The organism is Streptomyces sp. NBC_00234 (assembly GCF_036195325.1).
Taxonomy (GTDB): domain Bacteria; phylum Actinomycetota; class Actinomycetes; order Streptomycetales; family Streptomycetaceae; genus Streptomyces.
The window spans coordinates 1,401,815-1,418,917 of the sequence record NZ_CP108101.1; the positions used below are offsets into that span (position 1 = coordinate 1,401,815).

Sequence of the window (17,103 nt, forward strand, 5' to 3'; positions counted from 1 at the left end):
GCCCATGGTATCGACCCGGTGGCGGGCCGACGCCCGGGGACCGGGGGACCCTTCGGAACGCGGGACGGGCACCCGGGTGTTCCCGGGTGCCCGTCCTGTGTGTCCGGCTGTCGTGCGCCGGCCCTTCCTGCCGTCGGTCAGACGGTGATCAGGGCCTCCAGTGGGGCGCCTCGCAGCGCCGGTTCCAGCCGTGCGCGGCCCGGGAGGAAACCGAGCTCCATGAGGACCGCGACGCCCGAGACCTGGGCGCCGGCCCGCCGGATCAGTTCCAGCGATGCCTCGGCGGTGCCGCCGGTGGCGAGGACGTCGTCGATGACCATGATCCGGTCGTCGGCCGACAGGTCCTCCGCGTGGATCTCGATCTCCGCGGAGCCGTACTCCAGCTCGTACGCCTGGCTGAGCGTGGCTCCGGGCAGCTTGCCGGCCTTGCGGACCGGTACGAAGCCGAGGCCCGCCCGCACCGCGACCGGCGCCGCCAGGATGAAGCCGCGCGCCTCCAGACCGACGATCTTGGTGGCGCCGTGCTGTACGCACAGCTCCGCAAGGGTGTCGGTCAGCAGCGTGAAGGCGACCGGGTCCGCGAGCAGCGGGGTGATGTCCTTGAACATCACGCCGGGCTTCGGATAGTCGGCGACGTCACGGATGCGGCTGAGCAGCAGCTCGCGGGTGGTTTCGGCGCTGGTGGTCATCGACGGTTCCCCGAGGTGCGGCCGTGGCCCCTGGGCTGCTGACGCTGGCCCACGACGGCGCCTGCGGTCTCGGCGTCCTCGTGGGAGTCGTCACGGGGCTCGTCGTCGCGCTCGTCCTCGACGGACTCGCCCTTGGCGGCGGCTGCCGCACGCTTGGCGAGGATCCGCTTCTTCAGCGCCTTCATCTGCGGGTCGCGTTCCTTGAGGTCGGCGACGAGCGGCGTGGCGATGAAGATCGAGGAGTACGCACCGGCCGCGAGGCCGACGAACAGCGACAGCGAGATGTCGTTGAGCATGCCCGCGCCCAGGACACCGCCACCGATGAACAGCAGGCCGGCGACGGGCAGCAGCGCGACGACGGTGGTGTTGATCGAGCGGACCAGGGTGCTGTTGATCGAGCGGTTCGCGACCTCGCTGTAGGTCCAGCGGGTCTGCTTGGTGATCCCCTTCTGGCCCTCCTTGAGGCTGTCGAAGACGACGACCGTGTCGTAGAGGGAGTAACCGAGGATCGTCAGCAGACCGATCACGGTGCCCGGGGTGACTTCGAAGCCCACCAGGGCGTAGATCCCGACCGTGATCGTGATGTCGTGGATCAGCGCGACGAGCGCCGCGACGGCCATCCGCCACTCGAAGGCGATGGCGAGGTAGATCACCACGAGGACCATGAAGATCCCGAGACCGGTCCACGCCTTGTTGGCGATCTGCTCACCCCAGCTGGGGCCGACCAGGTCCGCGTTGATCTTCGCCTCGGGCACACCGAGGTCCTCGGAGAGCTGGGTCTTGATCTCGTTGGCCTTCTCGGTCCCGACCTCGGTGATCTGGATCCGCATGTTGCCGTTGCCGAGCTCCTGGACGATCGCCTCGTGGCCGGACGCCTCCACGGCGCTCTCGTGGGCCTGGGAGACCGAGACCTTGGGCTTCTCGTCGGTCGTGAAGACCGCGCCGCCCTTGAACTCGATGCCCATGTTGAGGCCGCTGACCGCGAGGCCGACGATGGCCGTGATCGTGATCAGGATCGAGACGCCGTACCAGATCTTGCGCTTGCCGATGAAGTCGTAACCGACCTCGCCACGGTAGAGCCGGGCGCCGAGATTGCCGAGTCGCGACATCTCACGCCTCCTTCGGGTGGTCGGTGGGAGCGTTGATACGGCGCGAGCGGCGCAGCGGCGGCTTGGCGCCGAGACGCTTCGGGTCCAGTCCGGACCACGCGTTACCGCTCGAGAAGAACTTGGTGCGGCCCATCAGTGTCATGACGGGCTTGGTGAAGAGGAACACCACGACGACGTCGAGCAGCGTGGTCAGGCCGAGCGTGAACGCGAAGCCCTGGACCTTGCCGACCGTCACGAGGAAGAGCACCGCGGCGGCGAGGAACGACACGAAGTCGGAGACCAGGATCGTGCGCCGGGCACGGGGCCACGCCCGCTCGATGGCCGGACGCAGCGTGCGGCCTTCGCGGATCTCGTCACGGACGCGTTCGAAGTACACGATGAACGAGTCCGCGGTGATACCGATCGCCACGATGGCTCCACAGACCGCGGGCAGGTTCAGCGCGAAGCCGATGGCCGGGCCGAGCAGGGCCATGATCGTGTACGTCAGGATGCCGGACACCGCGAGGCTGAGGAGCGCGATGAGCGCCAGTCCGCGGTAGTAGGCCACCAGGTAGATGACGACCAGGGCGAGACCGATGGCGCCGGCGATGAGACCGGCCTGCAGCTGCTCGTCACCGAGCGCCGCGGTCACCGTGGTGACGCTCTGCTGCTGGAAGGACAGCGGGAGGGCACCGTACGAGAGCACGTTGGCCAGGTCCTCGGCGGACTGCTGGGTGAAGCTGCCGGAGATCTCGGCGCTGCCGCTGAGGGTCTCGTTCACCTGCGGCGCGGAGACGACCTCGCCGTCGAGGGAGATCGCGAACTGGTTCTGCGGCGACTGCTGCGACGACAGCTTCTGCGTGATCGTCTGGAACTTCTTGGAGCCCTTGTCGGTGAACTCCATGGAGACGAGCCAGATGCCCCGCTGCTGGTCGAACTGGGCCTTGGCGTCGTCGACGTCCGTACCGGAGACCTCGGCCGGGCCGAGGATGTACTTGGCGTCGCCCTCGGCGCTGCACGCGACCGTCGGGTCCTCGGGCTTGACGTTCTCACCGGCCTTGGCGCGGGCCGACTTGTCGGTGCAGTCGAGTTCGGTGAACTTCTTCTGCAGCGCGGCGGTCGCCGGGTCCGGCGTCTCGGCGGCGGGCGGCTCCGTGGAGGCCGGGGCCTCCGTGGTGCTCGCGCCGGGGCTGGGCGTCTTGTCCTTCTTCAGGGCGTCGGTGACCGCACGGCCCTGGGAGGTGGCGCTCGCCGAGGGAGTGGCCTTCGAGTCCGAGGCCGTCTCCTTGTCGCCCGCCTTCGCGCTGGGCGTGGCACTGGGCGACCCCGTCGCCGAAGGGCTCTCGGACCCCGTGGGCGTCGGCGTACCGGCGGTGACCGTGATCACGGGCCGGAAGTAGAGCTGGGCGGTCGTGCCGACCTGCTCCTGAGCCTGCTTGGAGTTCGTCCCCTTGGGGATGTTGACGATGATGTTGCGATCGCCCTGGGTCTGAACCTCGGCCTCGGAGACACCCAGACCATTGACACGGCGCTCGATGATGCTGACCGCGGTGTCCATGTTGGTCTTGTTGATCGCGTTCGGCTTGCCGGGCTGGTTCTTGGCCTCGAGCGTGATCGACGTGCCGCCGGCCAGGTCAATACCCAGCCGCGGCGTGGTGTGACCGGACAGGAACATCCCGCCGGTGAGCGCGACCATGGCGATCAGGATCAGGACCAGGGCACGCCCCGGCCTGCTCTGACCGCCCGCCGGCCCTCGGCCCTTCTTCGGTGCTGCCACCTTCTCGTTTCTCCCTGTCCAACCGCCCCGCGCCGGGTACGCGCCCGAGCGGCCACGAAGTGATGTGGGGACCTGCCCCCCGCAGAAGACCGCACGCTCCGTCGGACGCCGCGCACCTGTAGGCGCGCGACGCCCCCGGACCGTGAACTACTTCGCTTCGCCGTCGCCCTTGGCGTCCTTGGAGTCGACGTCCTTGTCCTCGACGTCGTCGGCCTCGGCCTTCTTGCCCAGGTCGATCTTCGCGTCGTCCGAGGCGTCGGCGTCGGAGTCCGTGGTGAGCGAGGACGCGTCGTCGGGCACGATCGTGCCCTCGGCCTTCAGGTCCTCGTCGTCGCCGTGGACGATGCGGTTGTACTCCGCGTCGTCGAGGACGGCACCGATCGAGTTCTTGGCGTAGACGGCGTGGACGCCGGGCGCGACCTCAAGGAGAACCGTGTCGTCGTGAAGCTCCTTGACGGTGGCGTACATGCCCCCGATCGTCCGGACGCCGGTGCCGGGCTGCATGTCGTTGCGCATCTGCGCAGCCGCCGCCTGCTTCTTCTTGGCGGACCGGGTCATCAGGAACATGGCCCCGATGAGCACGATGAAGGGGAGGAGAGTCACGATATTCACGGGACGGAAATTCCTTCGCACGACCGCGTTGGAATGCGGCCTGGTCTACGGGGGTGGGTACACCGACCTGTACGGGCGGCATCGGCGGAGTCTAAGCGAGTCCGCATCATTGGAACAACGCCCAGCATGGCACCGTGGTTCCTCTTCGGGCGAACCTGTGATTCATCACGCCCCGAAGAGGCCCTGTTGTCCCTTTCCGCCTTGCTGTGGCGGAACCAGGCCCAGATGTGCCCAGGCCGCGGGGGTAGCCACCCGGCCACGCGGAGTCCTCGCGAGCAGCCCTTCGCGTACGAGAAAGGGCTCCGCGACCTCTTCGACGGTCTCCCGCTCCTCCCCCACGGCGACCGCGAGGGTGGACAGGCCCACGGGTCCGCCGCCGAAGAGTTTCAGCAGGGCTCCGAGCACCGCGCGGTCCAGCCGGTCCAGGCCGCGGGCGTCGACCTCGTACACCCGCAGGGCTGCGGCGGCGATGTCCTGGTCGATCCGGCCGTCGGCCTTGACCTGCGCGTAGTCCCGGACGCGGCGCAGCAGCCGGTTGGCGATACGGGGCGTGCCCCGGGAGCGCCCGGCGATCTCCGCGGCGCCGTCCACGTCGATGGCGACGTCCAGGAGGCGTGCGGAGCGGTGGATGACGCGCTCCAGCTCGGCGGGGGCGTAGAACTCCATGTGCCCGGTGAAGCCGAAACGGTCCCTCAGCGGGGGAGGCAGCAGGCCGGCCCGGGTGGTGGCGCCGACCAGGGTGAAGGGCGGCAGCTCCAGGGGGATCGCGGTGGCGCCGGGGCCCTTGCCGACGATGACGTCGACGCGGAAGTCCTCCATGGCCATGTAGAGCATTTCCTCGGCGGGCCGCGACATGCGGTGGATCTCGTCGAGGAAGAGGACCTCGCCCTCCTGGAGGGAGGAGAGGATCGCCGCGAGGTCGCCCGCGTGCTGGATGGCGGGGCCCGAGGTGATCCTGATCGGGGCGTTCATCTCAGCTGCGATGATCATGGACAGGGTGGTCTTGCCGAGACCGGGCGCACCGGAGAGCAGGACGTGGTCGGCCGTGGCGCCGCGGGCGCGGGCGGCCTTGAGGACCAGGTCGAGCTGCTCACGGACCTTCTCCTGGCCGACGAACTCGTCGAGGTCCTTGGGGCGCAGCGCCGCCTCGACCGCGGTGTCCTCGCCGTCCGCCCCGGCGTCGACCAGCCGGTCGTCGAGCCCGGCGTCGACGTGCGGACGCTCGTCGGTGTCGGGTCCGGTCTCGTCCCAGTTCATTTCGGTCAGTCCCGCCTCGGGTGTCTCGGTGCCGGGCCGTGCGGTGCCCGGACCGGTGTGGTGCGTGGGGTCAGCGTGCGCGGTTGAGCGTCTGCAGAGCGGCGCGCAGCAGTTGCGGTACGGGCGGCTGAGCGCCGTCCGCGAGCGCGGCCTCGGCCTGCGGCGCCACGGCGGCGACCGCCTCGTCGGCCTCGCGGGTCGCGTACCCGAGTCCGATCAGCGCGGCCTGGAGCTGATCGCGCCAGCCCGAGGTGACCGCACTGCCGATGCCCTGCTGCCCGATGTGGGCGCCGACCGGCTCCCCGAGCCGGTCCTTGAGCTCCAGGAGCAGCTTCTGCGCGCCCTTCTTGCCGATGCCGGAGACGGCGGTGAGCGCCTTCTCGTCGCCGGTGGCCACGGCGATGCGCAGAGCGTCGGGGCTGTGGGTGGCCAGCATGGCCTGGGCGAGCCGGGGGCCGACTCCGCTGGCGGTCTGGAGCAGCTCGAAGACCTGGCGCTCGTCGTCGTCGGCGAAGCCGTAGAGGGTCAGCGAGTCCTCCCGTACGACGAGGGAGGTCGCGAGCCTGGCCTCCTTGCCGATCCGGAGATCGGCGAGCGTGTGGGGGGTGCACTGGACGGCCATGCCGATGCCGCCGACCTCGATCACGGCCGTGGTCGGGGCGAGGGCGGCCACCGGGCCTGAGACGAAGGCGATCATGCGGTACGGCCTTTCAGGGTGCGATGGGCGGCGACTGCCTGCTGGAGCCGGTTCTGCGCGGGGGCCCGCCAGATGTGACAGATGGCGAGCGCGAGGGCGTCGGCCGCGTCGGCCGGTTTGGGCGGCGCGTCGAGCCGCAGGAGCCGGGTCACCATCGCGCCGACCTGGTCCTTGTCGGCACGCCCCGAGCCGGTGACTGCGGCCTTGACCTCGCTGGGGGTGTGCAGGGCCACCGGGATGCCGCGGCGCGAGGCGCAGAGCATGGCGACCGCGCTGGCCTGGGCGGTGCCCATCACCGTACGCACGTTGTGCTGGCTGAACACCCGCTCCACGGCGACGAATTCGGGCCGGTGCGTGTCGAGCCACTCCTCGATGCCGCGCTCGATGGCCACCAGCCGGTGGCCGAGCTCCGCGTCGGCGGGGGTGCGGACGACACCGACGCCGATCATCGTCAGGGGACGGCCCGCGACCCCTTCGACGACTCCGACCCCGCACCGGGTCAGCCCCGGGTCCACGCCGAGTACACGCACGAAGCGCCCCTCCCCTCACCGATCGGTCAACTGTTCCCGCAGGCTATCGGCTCGCACTGACAATGCGACGGGCCGACGGGGTGTGTCCCCGTCGGCCCGTCGGCTGCGCCTGTGCGGCGACTGCCCGGAAATCAGGCGTCGACCTTCTCCATGACCTCGTCCGAGACGTCGAAGTTGGCGAAGACGTTCTGCACGTCGTCGCTGTCCTCCAGCGCGTCGATGAGCTTGAAGATCTTGCGTGCGCCCTCTTCGTCGAGGTCGACCTGCATGGTGGGCAGGAAGTTGGCCTCGGCCGAGTCGTAGTCGATGCCGGCGTCCTGGAGCGCGGTGCGGACCGCGACCATGTCGGTGGCCTCACTGACGACCTCGAACGTCTCACCGAGGTCGTTGACCTCCTCGGCACCCGCGTCGAGCACGGCACCGAGGACGTCGTCCTCGGACAGCTCGCCCTTGGGGACGATGACGACGCCCTTGCGGTTGAAGAGGTACGAGACCGAACCCGGGTCGGCCATCGAGCCGCCGTTGCGGGTCATCGCGACCCGTACGTCGGACGCGGCACGGTTGCGGTTGTCGGTGAGGCACTCGATGAGCACCGCGACACCGTTCGGACCGTAGCCCTCGTACATGATCGTCTCGTAGTCGGCGCCGCCCGCTTCGAGACCGCCACCGCGCTTGACCGCGGAGTCGATGTTCTTGTTCGGGACGGAGCTCTTCTTCGCCTTCTGGATGGCGTCGACGAGCGTCGGGTTGCCCTCGGGGTCGACACCGCCGGAGCGGGCCGCTACTTCGATGTTCTTGATCAGCTTCGCGAAGAGCTTGCCGCGCTTGGCGTCAATCACGGCCTTCTTGTGCTTCGTCGTAGCCCATTTAGAGTGGCCGGACATCTGCCTTCTCCTTCGCGTCACCAAAATCGATCCGAACCCGAGAGATCCTACCGGGGTCGAGTCAGAGGACTGCGCGCACCATGTCGACGAAGAGTGCGTGAACCCGGTGGTCTCCGGTCAGTTCCGGGTGGAATGACGTGGCAAGGGCGTTTCCCTGCCGTACGGCGACAATGTGACCGCCGTGTTCGGCGATCACCTGGACCTGCGCTCCGACGGATTCGACCCAGGGTGCCCGGATGAACACGCCTTCGACCGGACCGTCCGCGATTCCGTCGACCTCGACGGCCGCCTCGAACGATTCGTTCTGGCGTCCGAAGGCGTTACGGCGCACGATCATGTCGATTCCGCCGACGGTTTCCTGGCCCGAGCGCGGGTCGAGGATCTTGTCGGCGAGCATGATCATGCCCGCGCAGGTGCCGTAGACCGGCATTCCGGCACTCACCCGCTCGCGCAGCGGGTCGAGCATGCCGAAGAGCACGGCGAGCTTGGACATGGTGGTGGATTCGCCGCCGGGTATGACGAGGCCGTCGACCTCGGCGAGCTCCTCGGGACGCCGGACCGGCCTGGCCAGGGCGTCAGCCGAGGCCAGGGCGATCAGATGTTCCCGCACGTCGCCCTGGAGAGCCAGGACTCCGATCACAGGGGTGTCGCTCATCAGTGACTACCAGCCGCGGTTGGCGTAGCGCTCGGTCTCGGGCAGGGTGTCGCAGTTGATGCCGACCATGGCCTCGCCCAGGTTGCGGGAGGCGTCCGCGATGATCTTGGGGTCGTCGTAGAAGGTGGTGGCCTTCACGATCGCGGCGGCGCGCTTGGCGGGGTCGCCGGACTTGAAGATGCCGGAGCCCACGAAGACACCCTCGGCACCGAGCTGGCGCATCAGCGCGGCGTCGGCGGGGGTGGCGACGCCACCCGCGGAGAACAGGACGACGGGCAGCTTGCCGAGCTCGGCGACCTCCTTGACGAGCTCGTACGGGGCGCGGAGCTCCTTGGCGGCGGCGTACAGCTCGTTGTTGTCGTAGCCGCGCAGCCGGGCGATCTCGTTCTTGATCTGGCGCAGGTGGCGGACGGCCTCGACGACGTTGCCGGTGCCGGCCTCGCCCTTCGAGCGGATCATGGCCGCACCCTCGGCGATGCGGCGCAGGGCCTCGCCCAGGTTGGTGGCGCCACAGACGAAGGGGGTCGTGAAGGCGAACTTGTCGCTGTGGTTGACCTCGTCGGCCGGGGTCAGGACCTCGGACTCGTCGATGTAGTCGACGCCGAGGGACTGCAGGACCTGGGCCTCGACGAAGTGGCCGATGCGCGACTTGGCCATGACGGGGATGGAGACGGCCTCGATGATCTCTTCGATCATGTTGGGGTCGGACATCCGGGCCACGCCGCCGTCCTTACGGATGTCGGCGGGCACCCGCTCCAGGGCCATGACGGCCACGGCGCCGGCGTCCTCGGCGATCTTCGCCTGCTCGGCGTTGACGACGTCCATGATCACGCCGCCCTTGAGCTGCTCGGCCATGCCGCGCTTGACGCGGCTGGTGCCGACGGCCGGGGACTCGGTGGACTGCGGGGTGCTGGGAAGCGTGGACACGGATCGACCTCACTCGGGGAAGACGCTGACTGGTGCAAGGCAGAGCAAACGCCCCGCGACCAGTCCACAGCAAGGGCCAATAAGTACCCCGTGGATCGTTTTGGCCCCGTCCTCAGGTGCCGGGGCGGTCCGCGAGCGCCACCGGTGGCTCGTCGTCCATCTCGAACGCGAGGGGGAAGGGCGCGTGACCGGCCAGCCGGAACAGCCGCACCGTACGGTGTCTGCGCAAGGCGCGGGCCGCGCGCACCGCGTCGTTGTGGAACCGCCGCGCCATCGGCACCCGGCGCACCGCGGCGGCCAGCTCGGCCGCCGCCTCGACCCCGCCGGGGATCTCCTTCACGGCATCGACCTGGGCCGTCTCACCGAAGACGGCGCGCAGTGCGGTGCTGAGCTCGCTCTCGGCGACCTCCCGCTGCTCCTCCTCGGCCTGGCGGGCGGCGTGCGCGGCCTCGTACAGGACGATGGACGCGGCCGGGTCGAGGACACCGGACGTGGCCAGTTCCTGGGTGACCGAGGCGCGACGCAGGAGTTGGGCGTCGAGCGCGGCCCGGGCCGCGTCGATCCGCGCGTGCAGCCGGTCCAGCCTTCCGGCGGTCCAGCTGAGGTACAGGCCGATCGCGACGAGCGCGACGGCGATCCAGATGAGGGTTTCGGTCACGGGCCGCAAGGCTACCGTCGCCCGGCCCGCACCCCGGCCGACGGGCGGGCCGCACGGCGCCCGCCGGCGGCCTGACCGGGGTCACCCCCGCCGGTCGCGACCGGCGAACGGGCCGCGCCGCCGCAGGAGTTGGGACCGCCGGGCGTCCATGACCCGATACCCGGCGGGACGGTTCAGTCCCGGGCCAGCCCGAAGCGCGCCCGCAGCCCCGTGCGCTCGTCCGCGGCCACCGACGCGGCCCCGTCCGTCACCGTCTCGTACACCGCCAGGATGTCCGCACCCACCGTCGCCCAGTCGAAGCGGCGCACATGTGCGCTGCCGCGCTTGCGGAGCCCGGCCCGCCGCTCGGGGTCGCCCAGGAGCCGGATCGCGGCCGTGGCCAGCGCGTCCGCGTCCTCGTTGGCGAACAGCTCGCCCGCCGAACCCTGGTCGAGCACCTGGGCGAACGCGTCCAGATCGCTCGCGAGCACCGGCGCGGACGCCGACAGCGCCTCGACCAGGATGATGCCGAAGCTCTCGCCCCCGGTGTTCGGCGCGACGTACACGTCGACGCTGCGCAGCAGCCGTGCCTTGTCCTCGTCACTCACCATGCCGAGGAACTCCACGCGGTCGCGCAGTTCCTTGGGCAGCGAGGCGACCGCTTCCTCCTCGTCGCCGCGTCCGGCGACCAGCAGTCTGGTCTCCGGGCGTGCGGCGAGGATCGCGGGCAGCGCCTTCATCAGGACCGGCAGCCCCTTGCGCGGCTCGTCGATACGCCCGATGAACCCGATCGTCCCGCCCTGCCACTCCGCCTTGGGCTCCGCCCGGGCGAAGAAGTCCACATCGACACCGTTGGGGATGACGACCGCGTCGCCGCCCAGATGCTCGACGAGGGTCCGGCGCGCGTACTCGCTCACCGCGATGCGCGCGCGGATCTTCTCCAGCGCGGGCTGGAGGATCGGATACGCCGCGATCATCGCCCGGGAGCGCGGATTGGACGTGTGGAACGTCGCGACGATCGGCCCCTGCGCCGCCCAGCAGGCGAGCAGCCCCAGCGAGGGCGAGGTCGGCTCGTGGATGTGGATCACGTCGAAGGTGCCGTCGTGCAGCCACCTGCGTACGCGCGCGGCCGACAGGAAGCCGAAGTTCAGCCGCGCCACCGACCCGTTGTACGGAACGGGGACGGCGCGGCCCGCCGAGACCACGTACGGCGGCAGCGGGGTCTCGTCGTCGGCGGGCGCCAGCACGGAGACCTGATGGCCGAGGCGGATCAGGTGTTCCGCGAGGTCGCGGATGTGGAACTGCACGCCCCCCGGTACGTCCCAGGAGTACGGGCAGACAATGCCGATCTTCACGGCTGTTCCCCTCGGGGGTCCAGATCGGAGACCCAGAGGCGCTGCAGCATGTGCCAGTCCTCCGGATGCTCGGCGATTCCGACGGCGAAGGCATCGGCCAGCGCCTGTGTCATCACAGACGTCTTCTCGCCGCGTTCGCCTGTCTCGGGTACCTCGACGGGCGGGTGGACGCGCACCTTCATGACCGGAGTGCCGTCGTACCAGAGCGTCACGGGGAGCAGCAGCGCCCCGGTCTGCTGGGCGAGCAGCGCGGGCCCGGCCGGCATCCGCGCGGTGTCGCCGAAGAACGTCACCTCGACGCCGGAGGACGACAGGTCGCGGTCGGCGACCAGGCAGATCAGGCCGCCCGCGCGCAGCCGCCGGGCGAGCGTGCCGAAGGCCGCGCCGCCGTTGTGCGGCAGCACCTCCATGCCCAGGCCCTCGCGGTAGGCGACGAACCGGTCGTAGAGCGTCTCCGGCTTGAGGCGTTCGGCGACGGTGGTGAAGCCGACCTTGAGGCCGGTCGTCACCCAGGCGCCCGCGAGGTCCCAGTTGGCCAGGTGCGGAAGAGCCAGAATGACTCCCCGCCCTGCGTCGAGGCCCTCCGTCAGGCGGTGGACCTCCCGTACCTCGATGCTTTCGCTGATCCGCCGAGGCGTCCACGTCGGCAGCCGGAAGGACTCCATCCAGTAGCGCATGTACGAGCGCATACCGGCCTTGGACAGCTCGGCGAGCCGGGCGGCGTCCGCGTCCGGCACCACCCGCGCCAGATTCGACTCCAGCCGCAGCACGCTCTTCCCGCGCCGCTTCCACACCTGGTCGGCGATGGTGCGGAAGAGCTTCTGGGCAACCGGCTCGGGAAGCTTCTTGACCGCACCCCAGCCGAGCCCGTACAGCCCGTCCGTCACCCGTCCCCGCAGCCCGTCCCCGGTGCCGCTCACTGGGCGGCCTCGCTCCCCTGCTGCGCCGAGGCCGCCGCGGCGGCGTCGGCCTCCGCGGACTCCCGGCGCACGGTCACCACACGCTGGATCAGCGTCACCAGGCTGCCGACGGCGACGATCCACAGCGCGATCGGCAGCAGGATGTCGATGCCGGGAACGCCGAAGGTGTGCAGACCCGCGAGTCCGGCCGCGACCAGCGAGATCACCAGGCGCTCGGCGCGCTCCACCAGTCCGTTCACCGCGACCGGCAGGCCGATCGATTCTCCACGTGCCTTCGTGTACGAGACCACCTGGCCGCTCGCCAGGCAGAAGATCGCCACCGCGCACAGCACGTTGTCGTCACCGCTGCCCGCGTACCAGAGGGCGAAGCCGGCGAAGATCGCCCCGTCGGCGACGCGGTCGAGCGTCGAGTCGAGGAACGCGCCCCACCTGCTGGAGATCCCCGCCTGGCGCGCCATATTGCCGTCGACGAGGTCCGAGAAGACGAAGATCGTGATGACGATCGTGCCCCAGAAGAACTCCCCCATCGGGAAGAAGACCAGCGCACCTGCCATCACTCCGGCCGTGCCGACGAGCGTGACCGCGTCGGGGCTGACCCCGAGACGGAGCAGCAGAGCGGCGAACGGTGTGAGGACACGCGTAAAAAATGCACGCGCGTACTTGTTCAGCATGGCCTTCCCGAGGTTCGGCGGGCCGTGCGGCCACTTCGGCCACCGGCTGGCCCATCGTAGTCACGACCCGTCTGCTCCACCGGCCGGGCACCCGCCCCGGGGGTGTCTCGCCCTCCCGGGCGCTCACTCACGACGTATGGACGCCGCCCGAAGTGCGTGGAAAGCTCGGAATTACCGCGGGCGTCGACGAAGCCGCCGCGACGGCTCCCCCGTGCCCGTGCACACCTATCTCCCCTCACCGCGCAGCGCTCACACGCACCGCGCACACCACCGGGAGGCACACATCATGGGCGACAGGACACACAACCAATCCGGGGCCGCCGGCAGGGCGGCGACGGTCGACCGGCCCACTTCGGTACGCAACGTGGTGCTGGTCGGCCACAGTGGCTCCGGCAAGACCACCCTGGTCGAAGCACTCGCGCTGACGGCGGGAGCGGTCAACCGGGCCGGCCGGGTCGAGGACGGCGCGACCGTCTCCGACTACGACGAGATCGAACAGCGCCGACAGCGCTCCGTACAGCTCTCGCTGGTCCCCGTCGAATGGGGCGGCTACAAGATCAATTTGCTGGACACCCCCGGCTACGCGGACTTCGTCGGGGAACTCAGGGCCGGTCTGCGCGCGGCGGACGCGGCCCTTTTCGTCGTCTCGGCCGCCCAGGAGGCGGAAGCCGTCGCGGGCACCACCCGCGCCGTGTGGGAGGAGTGCGCGGCCGTCGGGATGCCGCGGGCCATCGTCGTCACCCACCTCGACACCGCCCGCACCTCCTTCGACGGGATGACCCGGGTCTGCGCCGAGCTCTTCGGGGGCGACGACCCCGACGCCGTGGTCCCGCTCTATCTGCCGGTACGCGGCCCCCAGACCCCGGACGGGCACGCGCCCCTCACCGGCCTCACCGGACTGCTGTCGCAGCGGATCTTCGACTACTCCTCCGGCGAACGGAAGGAGACGCCGCCCGCGGACGGCCAGCGAGAACCCCTCAGGGACGCCCGCAACCGGCTCATCGAAGGGATCATCGCCGAGAGCGAGGACGAGACCTTGATGGACCACTACCTCGGGGGCGGCGACATCGACATCAAGACCCTCGTCGACGACCTGGAACGCGCCGTCGCACGCGGCGTCTTCCACCCCGTCCTCACCGCGGCCCCCGCGGCCGACGGAGCGCGCCAGGGAGTCGGGACCGTCGAACTCCTGGAACTCATCACCGGCGGGTTCCCCACCCCGCTGGAACGCGCCCTCCCCGCCGTCACCACCCCGCAGGGCGACCCCCGCCCCGCACCGGTCTGCGATCCGGACGGGCCCCTGGTCGCCGAGGTCGTCAAGACGGCCTCCGACCCCTACGTCGGCCGCATGTCCCTCGTCCGCGTCTTCTCCGGCACTCTGCGCCCCGACGACACCGTGCACGTCTGCGGTCACGGGCTCACCGACCCGGGGCACGAGGAACGCCCCGCCCACGACGCCGAGATCCGGGTGGGCGCGCTCACCTCACCCTTCGGGAAGCAGCAGCGGCCCCTGGACCGGTGCATCGCGGGCGACCTGGCCTGTGTCTCCAGACTCGGCGCGGCCGAGACCGGGGACACCCTCTCCGCCAAGGACGATCCCCTGCTGATGGAGCCGTGGATCATGCCCGATCCGCTGCTGCCGCTCGCCATCCGGGCCCACAGCAAGGCGGACGAGGACAAGCTCTCCCAGGGCCTGTCACGGCTGGTCGCCGAGGACCCCACGATGCGCCTCGAACAGAACCCGGACACCCACCAGGTCGTCCTGTGGTGCCTGGGCGAAGCCCACCGCGACGTCGCCCTGGAACGGCTGCGCAGCCGCTACGGCGTCCAGGTCGACGCGGTCCCCCACCGCGTCCCTCTGCGCGAGACGTTCGCCACCCGCTGCACCGGGCGCGGCCGGCACGTCAAGCAGTCCGGCGGCCACGGCCAGTACGCCATCTGCGAGATCGAGGTGGAGCCGCTGCCGCCCGGCACCGGCATCGAGTTCGTCGACAAGGTCGTCGGCGGAGCCGTACCCCGCCAGTTCGTCCCGTCCGTCGAGAAGGGCCTGCGCGCCCAGGCCGCCCGGGGAGTCGCCGCGGGTCACCCGCTCGTCGACGTACGCATCACCCTGCTGGACGGAAAGGCCCACTCGGTGGACTCCTCGGACGCGGCCTTCCAGACGGCGGCGGCCCTGGCCCTGCGCGAAGCAGCCGCGGACACCCGTATCCAGCTGCTCGAACCGGTGGCCGAGGTCAGCGTGCTGATCCCGGACGACTACGTGGGCGCCGTCATGAGCGACCTGTCCGGCCGGCGCGGCCGGGTCGTCGGCACCGAACAGGCAGCGGGCGGACGCACTCTCGTACGGGCCGAGGTCCCCGAGCTGGAGATCGGCCGGTACGCCGTCGACCTGCGGTCCCTCTCGCACGGCACCGGGCGCTTCGACCGCGCGTACGCCCGGCACGAAGCGATGCCACGGCAGCTCGCCGACCGCGTCCGCGAGGAACGGGAAGGGGTGCCCGACTGACCGCGTCCGCCGCGACACGGCGTGCGCACGAGCCCGTTCGTCCGGCGGGGGACGGTGATCCGGTCAGGACGATACGCTGTGGGCCCAGCTCAGAAGGTGTGCCGCGTACGGTAGTTGGGAAAAGCGCCAAGGGCAGACCGTGCGGCGAGTGGGGGCGGCAGTGGCCAACGACGGATTCGATTTCTCTCCCGGAGCGCAGATCCCGCTCCAGGGTTCGGCCAAGCAGGCGGTGGCGACCAACGCGCTCGCCTCCGCCGCCTACCGCGACAGCCCGGTGGAGGAGATCCTCAAGGCCAACAACGAGTGGCACAAGTCGGAAGTGAAGGAGGGCGACTCCAAGCTCTTCAAGTCCGTCTACTTCAAGCCGAATCTCGGCGAGGCGTTCTCCCGCGCCGTCCAGGAACGCATGCTGGGCGGCGACCGCAAGGCGCTCATCCAGTCCTTCGGCACCGACCCGCAGACCGTCGTCGAGCACTGCCTGTCCGCGACCGGCCTCCGCAAGGCCCGTGACACCAAACTGACCCTCGTCACGGCGCTGTTCGGATTCGTGTTCCTGCCCGGCCTGCTGCTCTGGGTGCTGGCGTTCCGGCTGCGCGACTCCCTCAACAAGTCGAAGGACACCGCCTTCCGGGCGCTGGGCGGCGTCCTGCTCGCCGTCTTCGGCATCGGTGCCCTGCTCCTGCTGATCAAGCTCCCGGTCACCGGCCTGCTCGCGCTCTACCTGCGCGGGATGATCGTCGCCCCCGTCATCGGCTGGCTCCTCGCCAAGCGGATCGCGGAGACCTCCGCCAAGGACATGCGCGACCGCTGGGAAGGGCTCCTCTCCGGGGCCGGCGTCATCGCCAAGATCCCCGACTCCGTACCCAAGAACCCGAACGAGACGGCCCGCGAAGCGCTGCGCCAGGGTCTGGAGAAGCTCTCCGCCGAGCAGCAGTCCAACTCCGTCTTCTACGCGGGCCCCAAGGGCGTCCTCGGCATGGGCACCCGCTGGGGCAGCTGGCAGCTCGCCGAGGAGCTCGTCGCGAAGGACCCGACCAGGGAGATCCACCAGTTCCGCAGCTGGGACCTGATACGGGTCATCCACGACCAGCTCAAGATGCTGGAGCGCGGCCCGCTGAACACGGGCGGCTTCCCCACCCCCTCCGTCAAGCACTGGATCGTCTCCCCCGTCGGCGAGAACGCGGACTCCGTCTCCCGCCCCGAGGGCGAGGACGTCGCCACCTTCCAGGTCAAGCCGCACGAGATACAGCGCATCTGCAACCACCAGCAGTTCGGCAGCGGTGACCGGCACTACCTGGGCGTCCAGTTCACCCTCTGGGACGGCCAGCTGGTCATCACCATGATGATCACCGTGACCGTGCTCCACGAGACCCTGCGGATCGAGGTCACCGGACACGCGCTGGGTCCCGTCCACGGCCTGTTCCTCACCAAGCCGGAGGCCGAGACCAAGACGGTCAAGAAGGCCGTCAGGTTCTGGGAGACCCGCAAGATCACCCTGCCGCTCGTCAAGGCCCAGGAGGTCGTCAGGCTCGCCCTGCGCGCCCCGTTCACCTGGTATCCGCCGCTGCTCGACTACCTGGGGGGCAAGATCGTCCTGCCCGAGCCCTTCGGCCTGCGCCACGCCTGGGCCGCGCAGCCGTGGAACCACCGCTTCATGGCGGACGACGCCATACGCGCCGCGGCCCCCGTCCTGCGCGCCGTGCACTCCGCGGCCCTCCGGGTCCTGGAGGAGAACGGCGTCGACACCGAACGGTTCGACAACCGCTCCATGATCCTCAGCGGACTGGTGCAGGACCCGGCCCCGCGGAAGGCCGACGTGTACGACGCGTGAGGACGGCCGCACACACGGCTGCGGGGCGTTCCCGGCACACGCCGGGAACGCCCCGCACCGGAGCGGT

16 protein-coding genes are annotated in these 17,103 nt (G+C 70.2%); 2 read left to right on the top strand and 14 right to left on the bottom strand.

The features are described 5' to 3' along the window. Window positions 1-137: 137 nt before the first annotated feature. The 14 genes from OG230_RS05930 to pgsA form a co-directional block, all read right to left on the bottom strand. Window positions 138-689, bottom strand: a complete 552-nt coding sequence (locus OG230_RS05930; RefSeq protein ID WP_328909070.1) for an adenine phosphoribosyltransferase — start codon at window positions 687-689, stop codon at window positions 138-140. Next, entirely contained in the window at window positions 686-1,798 is a 1,113-nt protein-coding gene (gene secF / locus OG230_RS05935; RefSeq protein WP_328909071.1) for a protein translocase subunit SecF, read from the bottom strand. Before secF ends, OG230_RS05930 begins: the two co-directional genes overlap by 4 nt. 1 nt (window position 1,799) lies before the next feature. After that, window positions 1,800-3,554: a protein translocase subunit SecD gene (secD, locus tag OG230_RS05940; protein ID WP_328909072.1), complete on the bottom strand. Its 1,755-nt coding sequence runs from the start codon at window positions 3,552-3,554 to the stop codon at window positions 1,800-1,802. Between the two features lie 147 nt (window positions 3,555-3,701). Continuing rightward, complete coding sequence (gene yajC / locus OG230_RS05945; protein WP_328909073.1) at window positions 3,702-4,166, bottom strand: preprotein translocase subunit YajC; 465 nt, start codon at window positions 4,164-4,166, stop codon at window positions 3,702-3,704. A 165-nt stretch (window positions 4,167-4,331) separates the two neighbouring features. After that, the gene (gene ruvB / locus OG230_RS05950; protein WP_328909074.1) at window positions 4,332-5,423 is read right to left on the bottom strand and encodes a Holliday junction branch migration DNA helicase RuvB; all 1,092 of its coding nucleotides are present in this window, start codon (window positions 5,421-5,423) and stop codon (window positions 4,332-4,334) included. A gap of 70 nt (window positions 5,424-5,493) precedes the next feature. Continuing rightward, on the bottom strand, window positions 5,494-6,120 hold the full coding sequence (gene ruvA, locus OG230_RS05955) for a Holliday junction branch migration protein RuvA (RefSeq protein ID WP_328909075.1): 627 nt from the start codon (window positions 6,118-6,120) through the stop codon (window positions 5,494-5,496). After that, window positions 6,117-6,650, bottom strand: a complete 534-nt coding sequence (gene ruvC, locus OG230_RS05960) for a crossover junction endodeoxyribonuclease RuvC (protein ID WP_328909076.1) — start codon at window positions 6,648-6,650, stop codon at window positions 6,117-6,119. The genes ruvA and ruvC overlap by 4 nt, the downstream gene beginning before the upstream one ends. A gap of 131 nt (window positions 6,651-6,781) precedes the next feature. Beyond that, entirely contained in the window at window positions 6,782-7,534 is a 753-nt protein-coding gene (locus OG230_RS05965; protein WP_328909077.1) for a YebC/PmpR family DNA-binding transcriptional regulator, read from the bottom strand. 61 nt (window positions 7,535-7,595) lie between these two features. Further along, complete coding sequence (gene pdxT / locus OG230_RS05970) at window positions 7,596-8,189, bottom strand: pyridoxal 5'-phosphate synthase glutaminase subunit PdxT (protein ID WP_328909078.1); 594 nt, start codon at window positions 8,187-8,189, stop codon at window positions 7,596-7,598. A gap of 6 nt (window positions 8,190-8,195) precedes the next feature. Then, window positions 8,196-9,116, bottom strand: a complete 921-nt coding sequence (pdxS, locus tag OG230_RS05975) for a pyridoxal 5'-phosphate synthase lyase subunit PdxS (protein ID WP_328909079.1) — start codon at window positions 9,114-9,116, stop codon at window positions 8,196-8,198. Window positions 9,117-9,228: 112 nt separating this feature from the next. After that, window positions 9,229-9,774, bottom strand: a complete 546-nt coding sequence (locus OG230_RS05980; protein WP_328909080.1) for a hypothetical protein — start codon at window positions 9,772-9,774, stop codon at window positions 9,229-9,231. A 173-nt stretch (window positions 9,775-9,947) separates the two neighbouring features. Beyond that, the gene (locus tag OG230_RS05985) at window positions 9,948-11,108 is read right to left on the bottom strand and encodes a glycosyltransferase family 4 protein (RefSeq protein ID WP_328909081.1); all 1,161 of its coding nucleotides are present in this window, start codon (window positions 11,106-11,108) and stop codon (window positions 9,948-9,950) included. Then, complete coding sequence (locus OG230_RS05990; RefSeq protein ID WP_328909082.1) at window positions 11,105-12,028, bottom strand: phosphatidylinositol mannoside acyltransferase; 924 nt, start codon at window positions 12,026-12,028, stop codon at window positions 11,105-11,107. Before OG230_RS05990 ends, OG230_RS05985 begins: the two co-directional genes overlap by 4 nt. Then, window positions 12,025-12,699: a phosphatidylinositol phosphate synthase gene (gene pgsA / locus OG230_RS05995; protein ID WP_328909083.1), complete on the bottom strand. Its 675-nt coding sequence runs from the start codon at window positions 12,697-12,699 to the stop codon at window positions 12,025-12,027. Before pgsA ends, OG230_RS05990 begins: the two co-directional genes overlap by 4 nt. A 286-nt stretch (window positions 12,700-12,985) precedes the next feature. On the opposite strand from pgsA, the gene OG230_RS06000 reads away from it, so the two are divergent. Further along, the gene (locus OG230_RS06000) at window positions 12,986-15,205 is read left to right on the top strand and encodes an elongation factor G-like protein EF-G2 (protein ID WP_328909084.1); all 2,220 of its coding nucleotides are present in this window, start codon (window positions 12,986-12,988) and stop codon (window positions 15,203-15,205) included. Window positions 15,206-15,365: 160 nt separating this feature from the next. After that, window positions 15,366-17,036: a hypothetical protein gene (locus tag OG230_RS06005; RefSeq protein ID WP_328911315.1), complete on the top strand. Its 1,671-nt coding sequence runs from the start codon at window positions 15,366-15,368 to the stop codon at window positions 17,034-17,036. Window positions 17,037-17,103 lie beyond the last annotated feature (67 nt).

Bases quoted from the DNA above. Each gene is read 5' to 3' on its own strand.
- OG230_RS05930 (WP_328909070.1), bottom strand. From the start codon at position 689: ATGACCACCAGCGCCGAAACCACCCGCGAGCTGCTGCTCAGCCGCATC.
- secF (WP_328909071.1), bottom strand. From the start codon at position 1,798: ATGTCGCGACTCGGCAATCTCGGCGCCCGGCTCTACCGTGGCGAGGTC.
- ruvB (WP_328909074.1), bottom strand. From the start codon at position 5,423: ATGAACTGGGACGAGACCGGACCCGACACCGACGAGCGTCCGCACGTC.
- ruvA (WP_328909075.1), bottom strand. From the start codon at position 6,120: ATGATCGCCTTCGTCTCAGGCCCGGTGGCCGCCCTCGCCCCGACCACG.
- OG230_RS05965 (WP_328909077.1), bottom strand. From the start codon at position 7,534: ATGTCCGGCCACTCTAAATGGGCTACGACGAAGCACAAGAAGGCCGTG.
- pdxT (WP_328909078.1), bottom strand. From the start codon at position 8,189: ATGAGCGACACCCCTGTGATCGGAGTCCTGGCTCTCCAGGGCGACGTG.
- pgsA (WP_328909083.1), bottom strand. From the start codon at position 12,699: ATGCTGAACAAGTACGCGCGTGCATTTTTTACGCGTGTCCTCACACCG.
- OG230_RS06000 (WP_328909084.1), top strand. From the start codon at position 12,986: ATGGGCGACAGGACACACAACCAATCCGGGGCCGCCGGCAGGGCGGCG.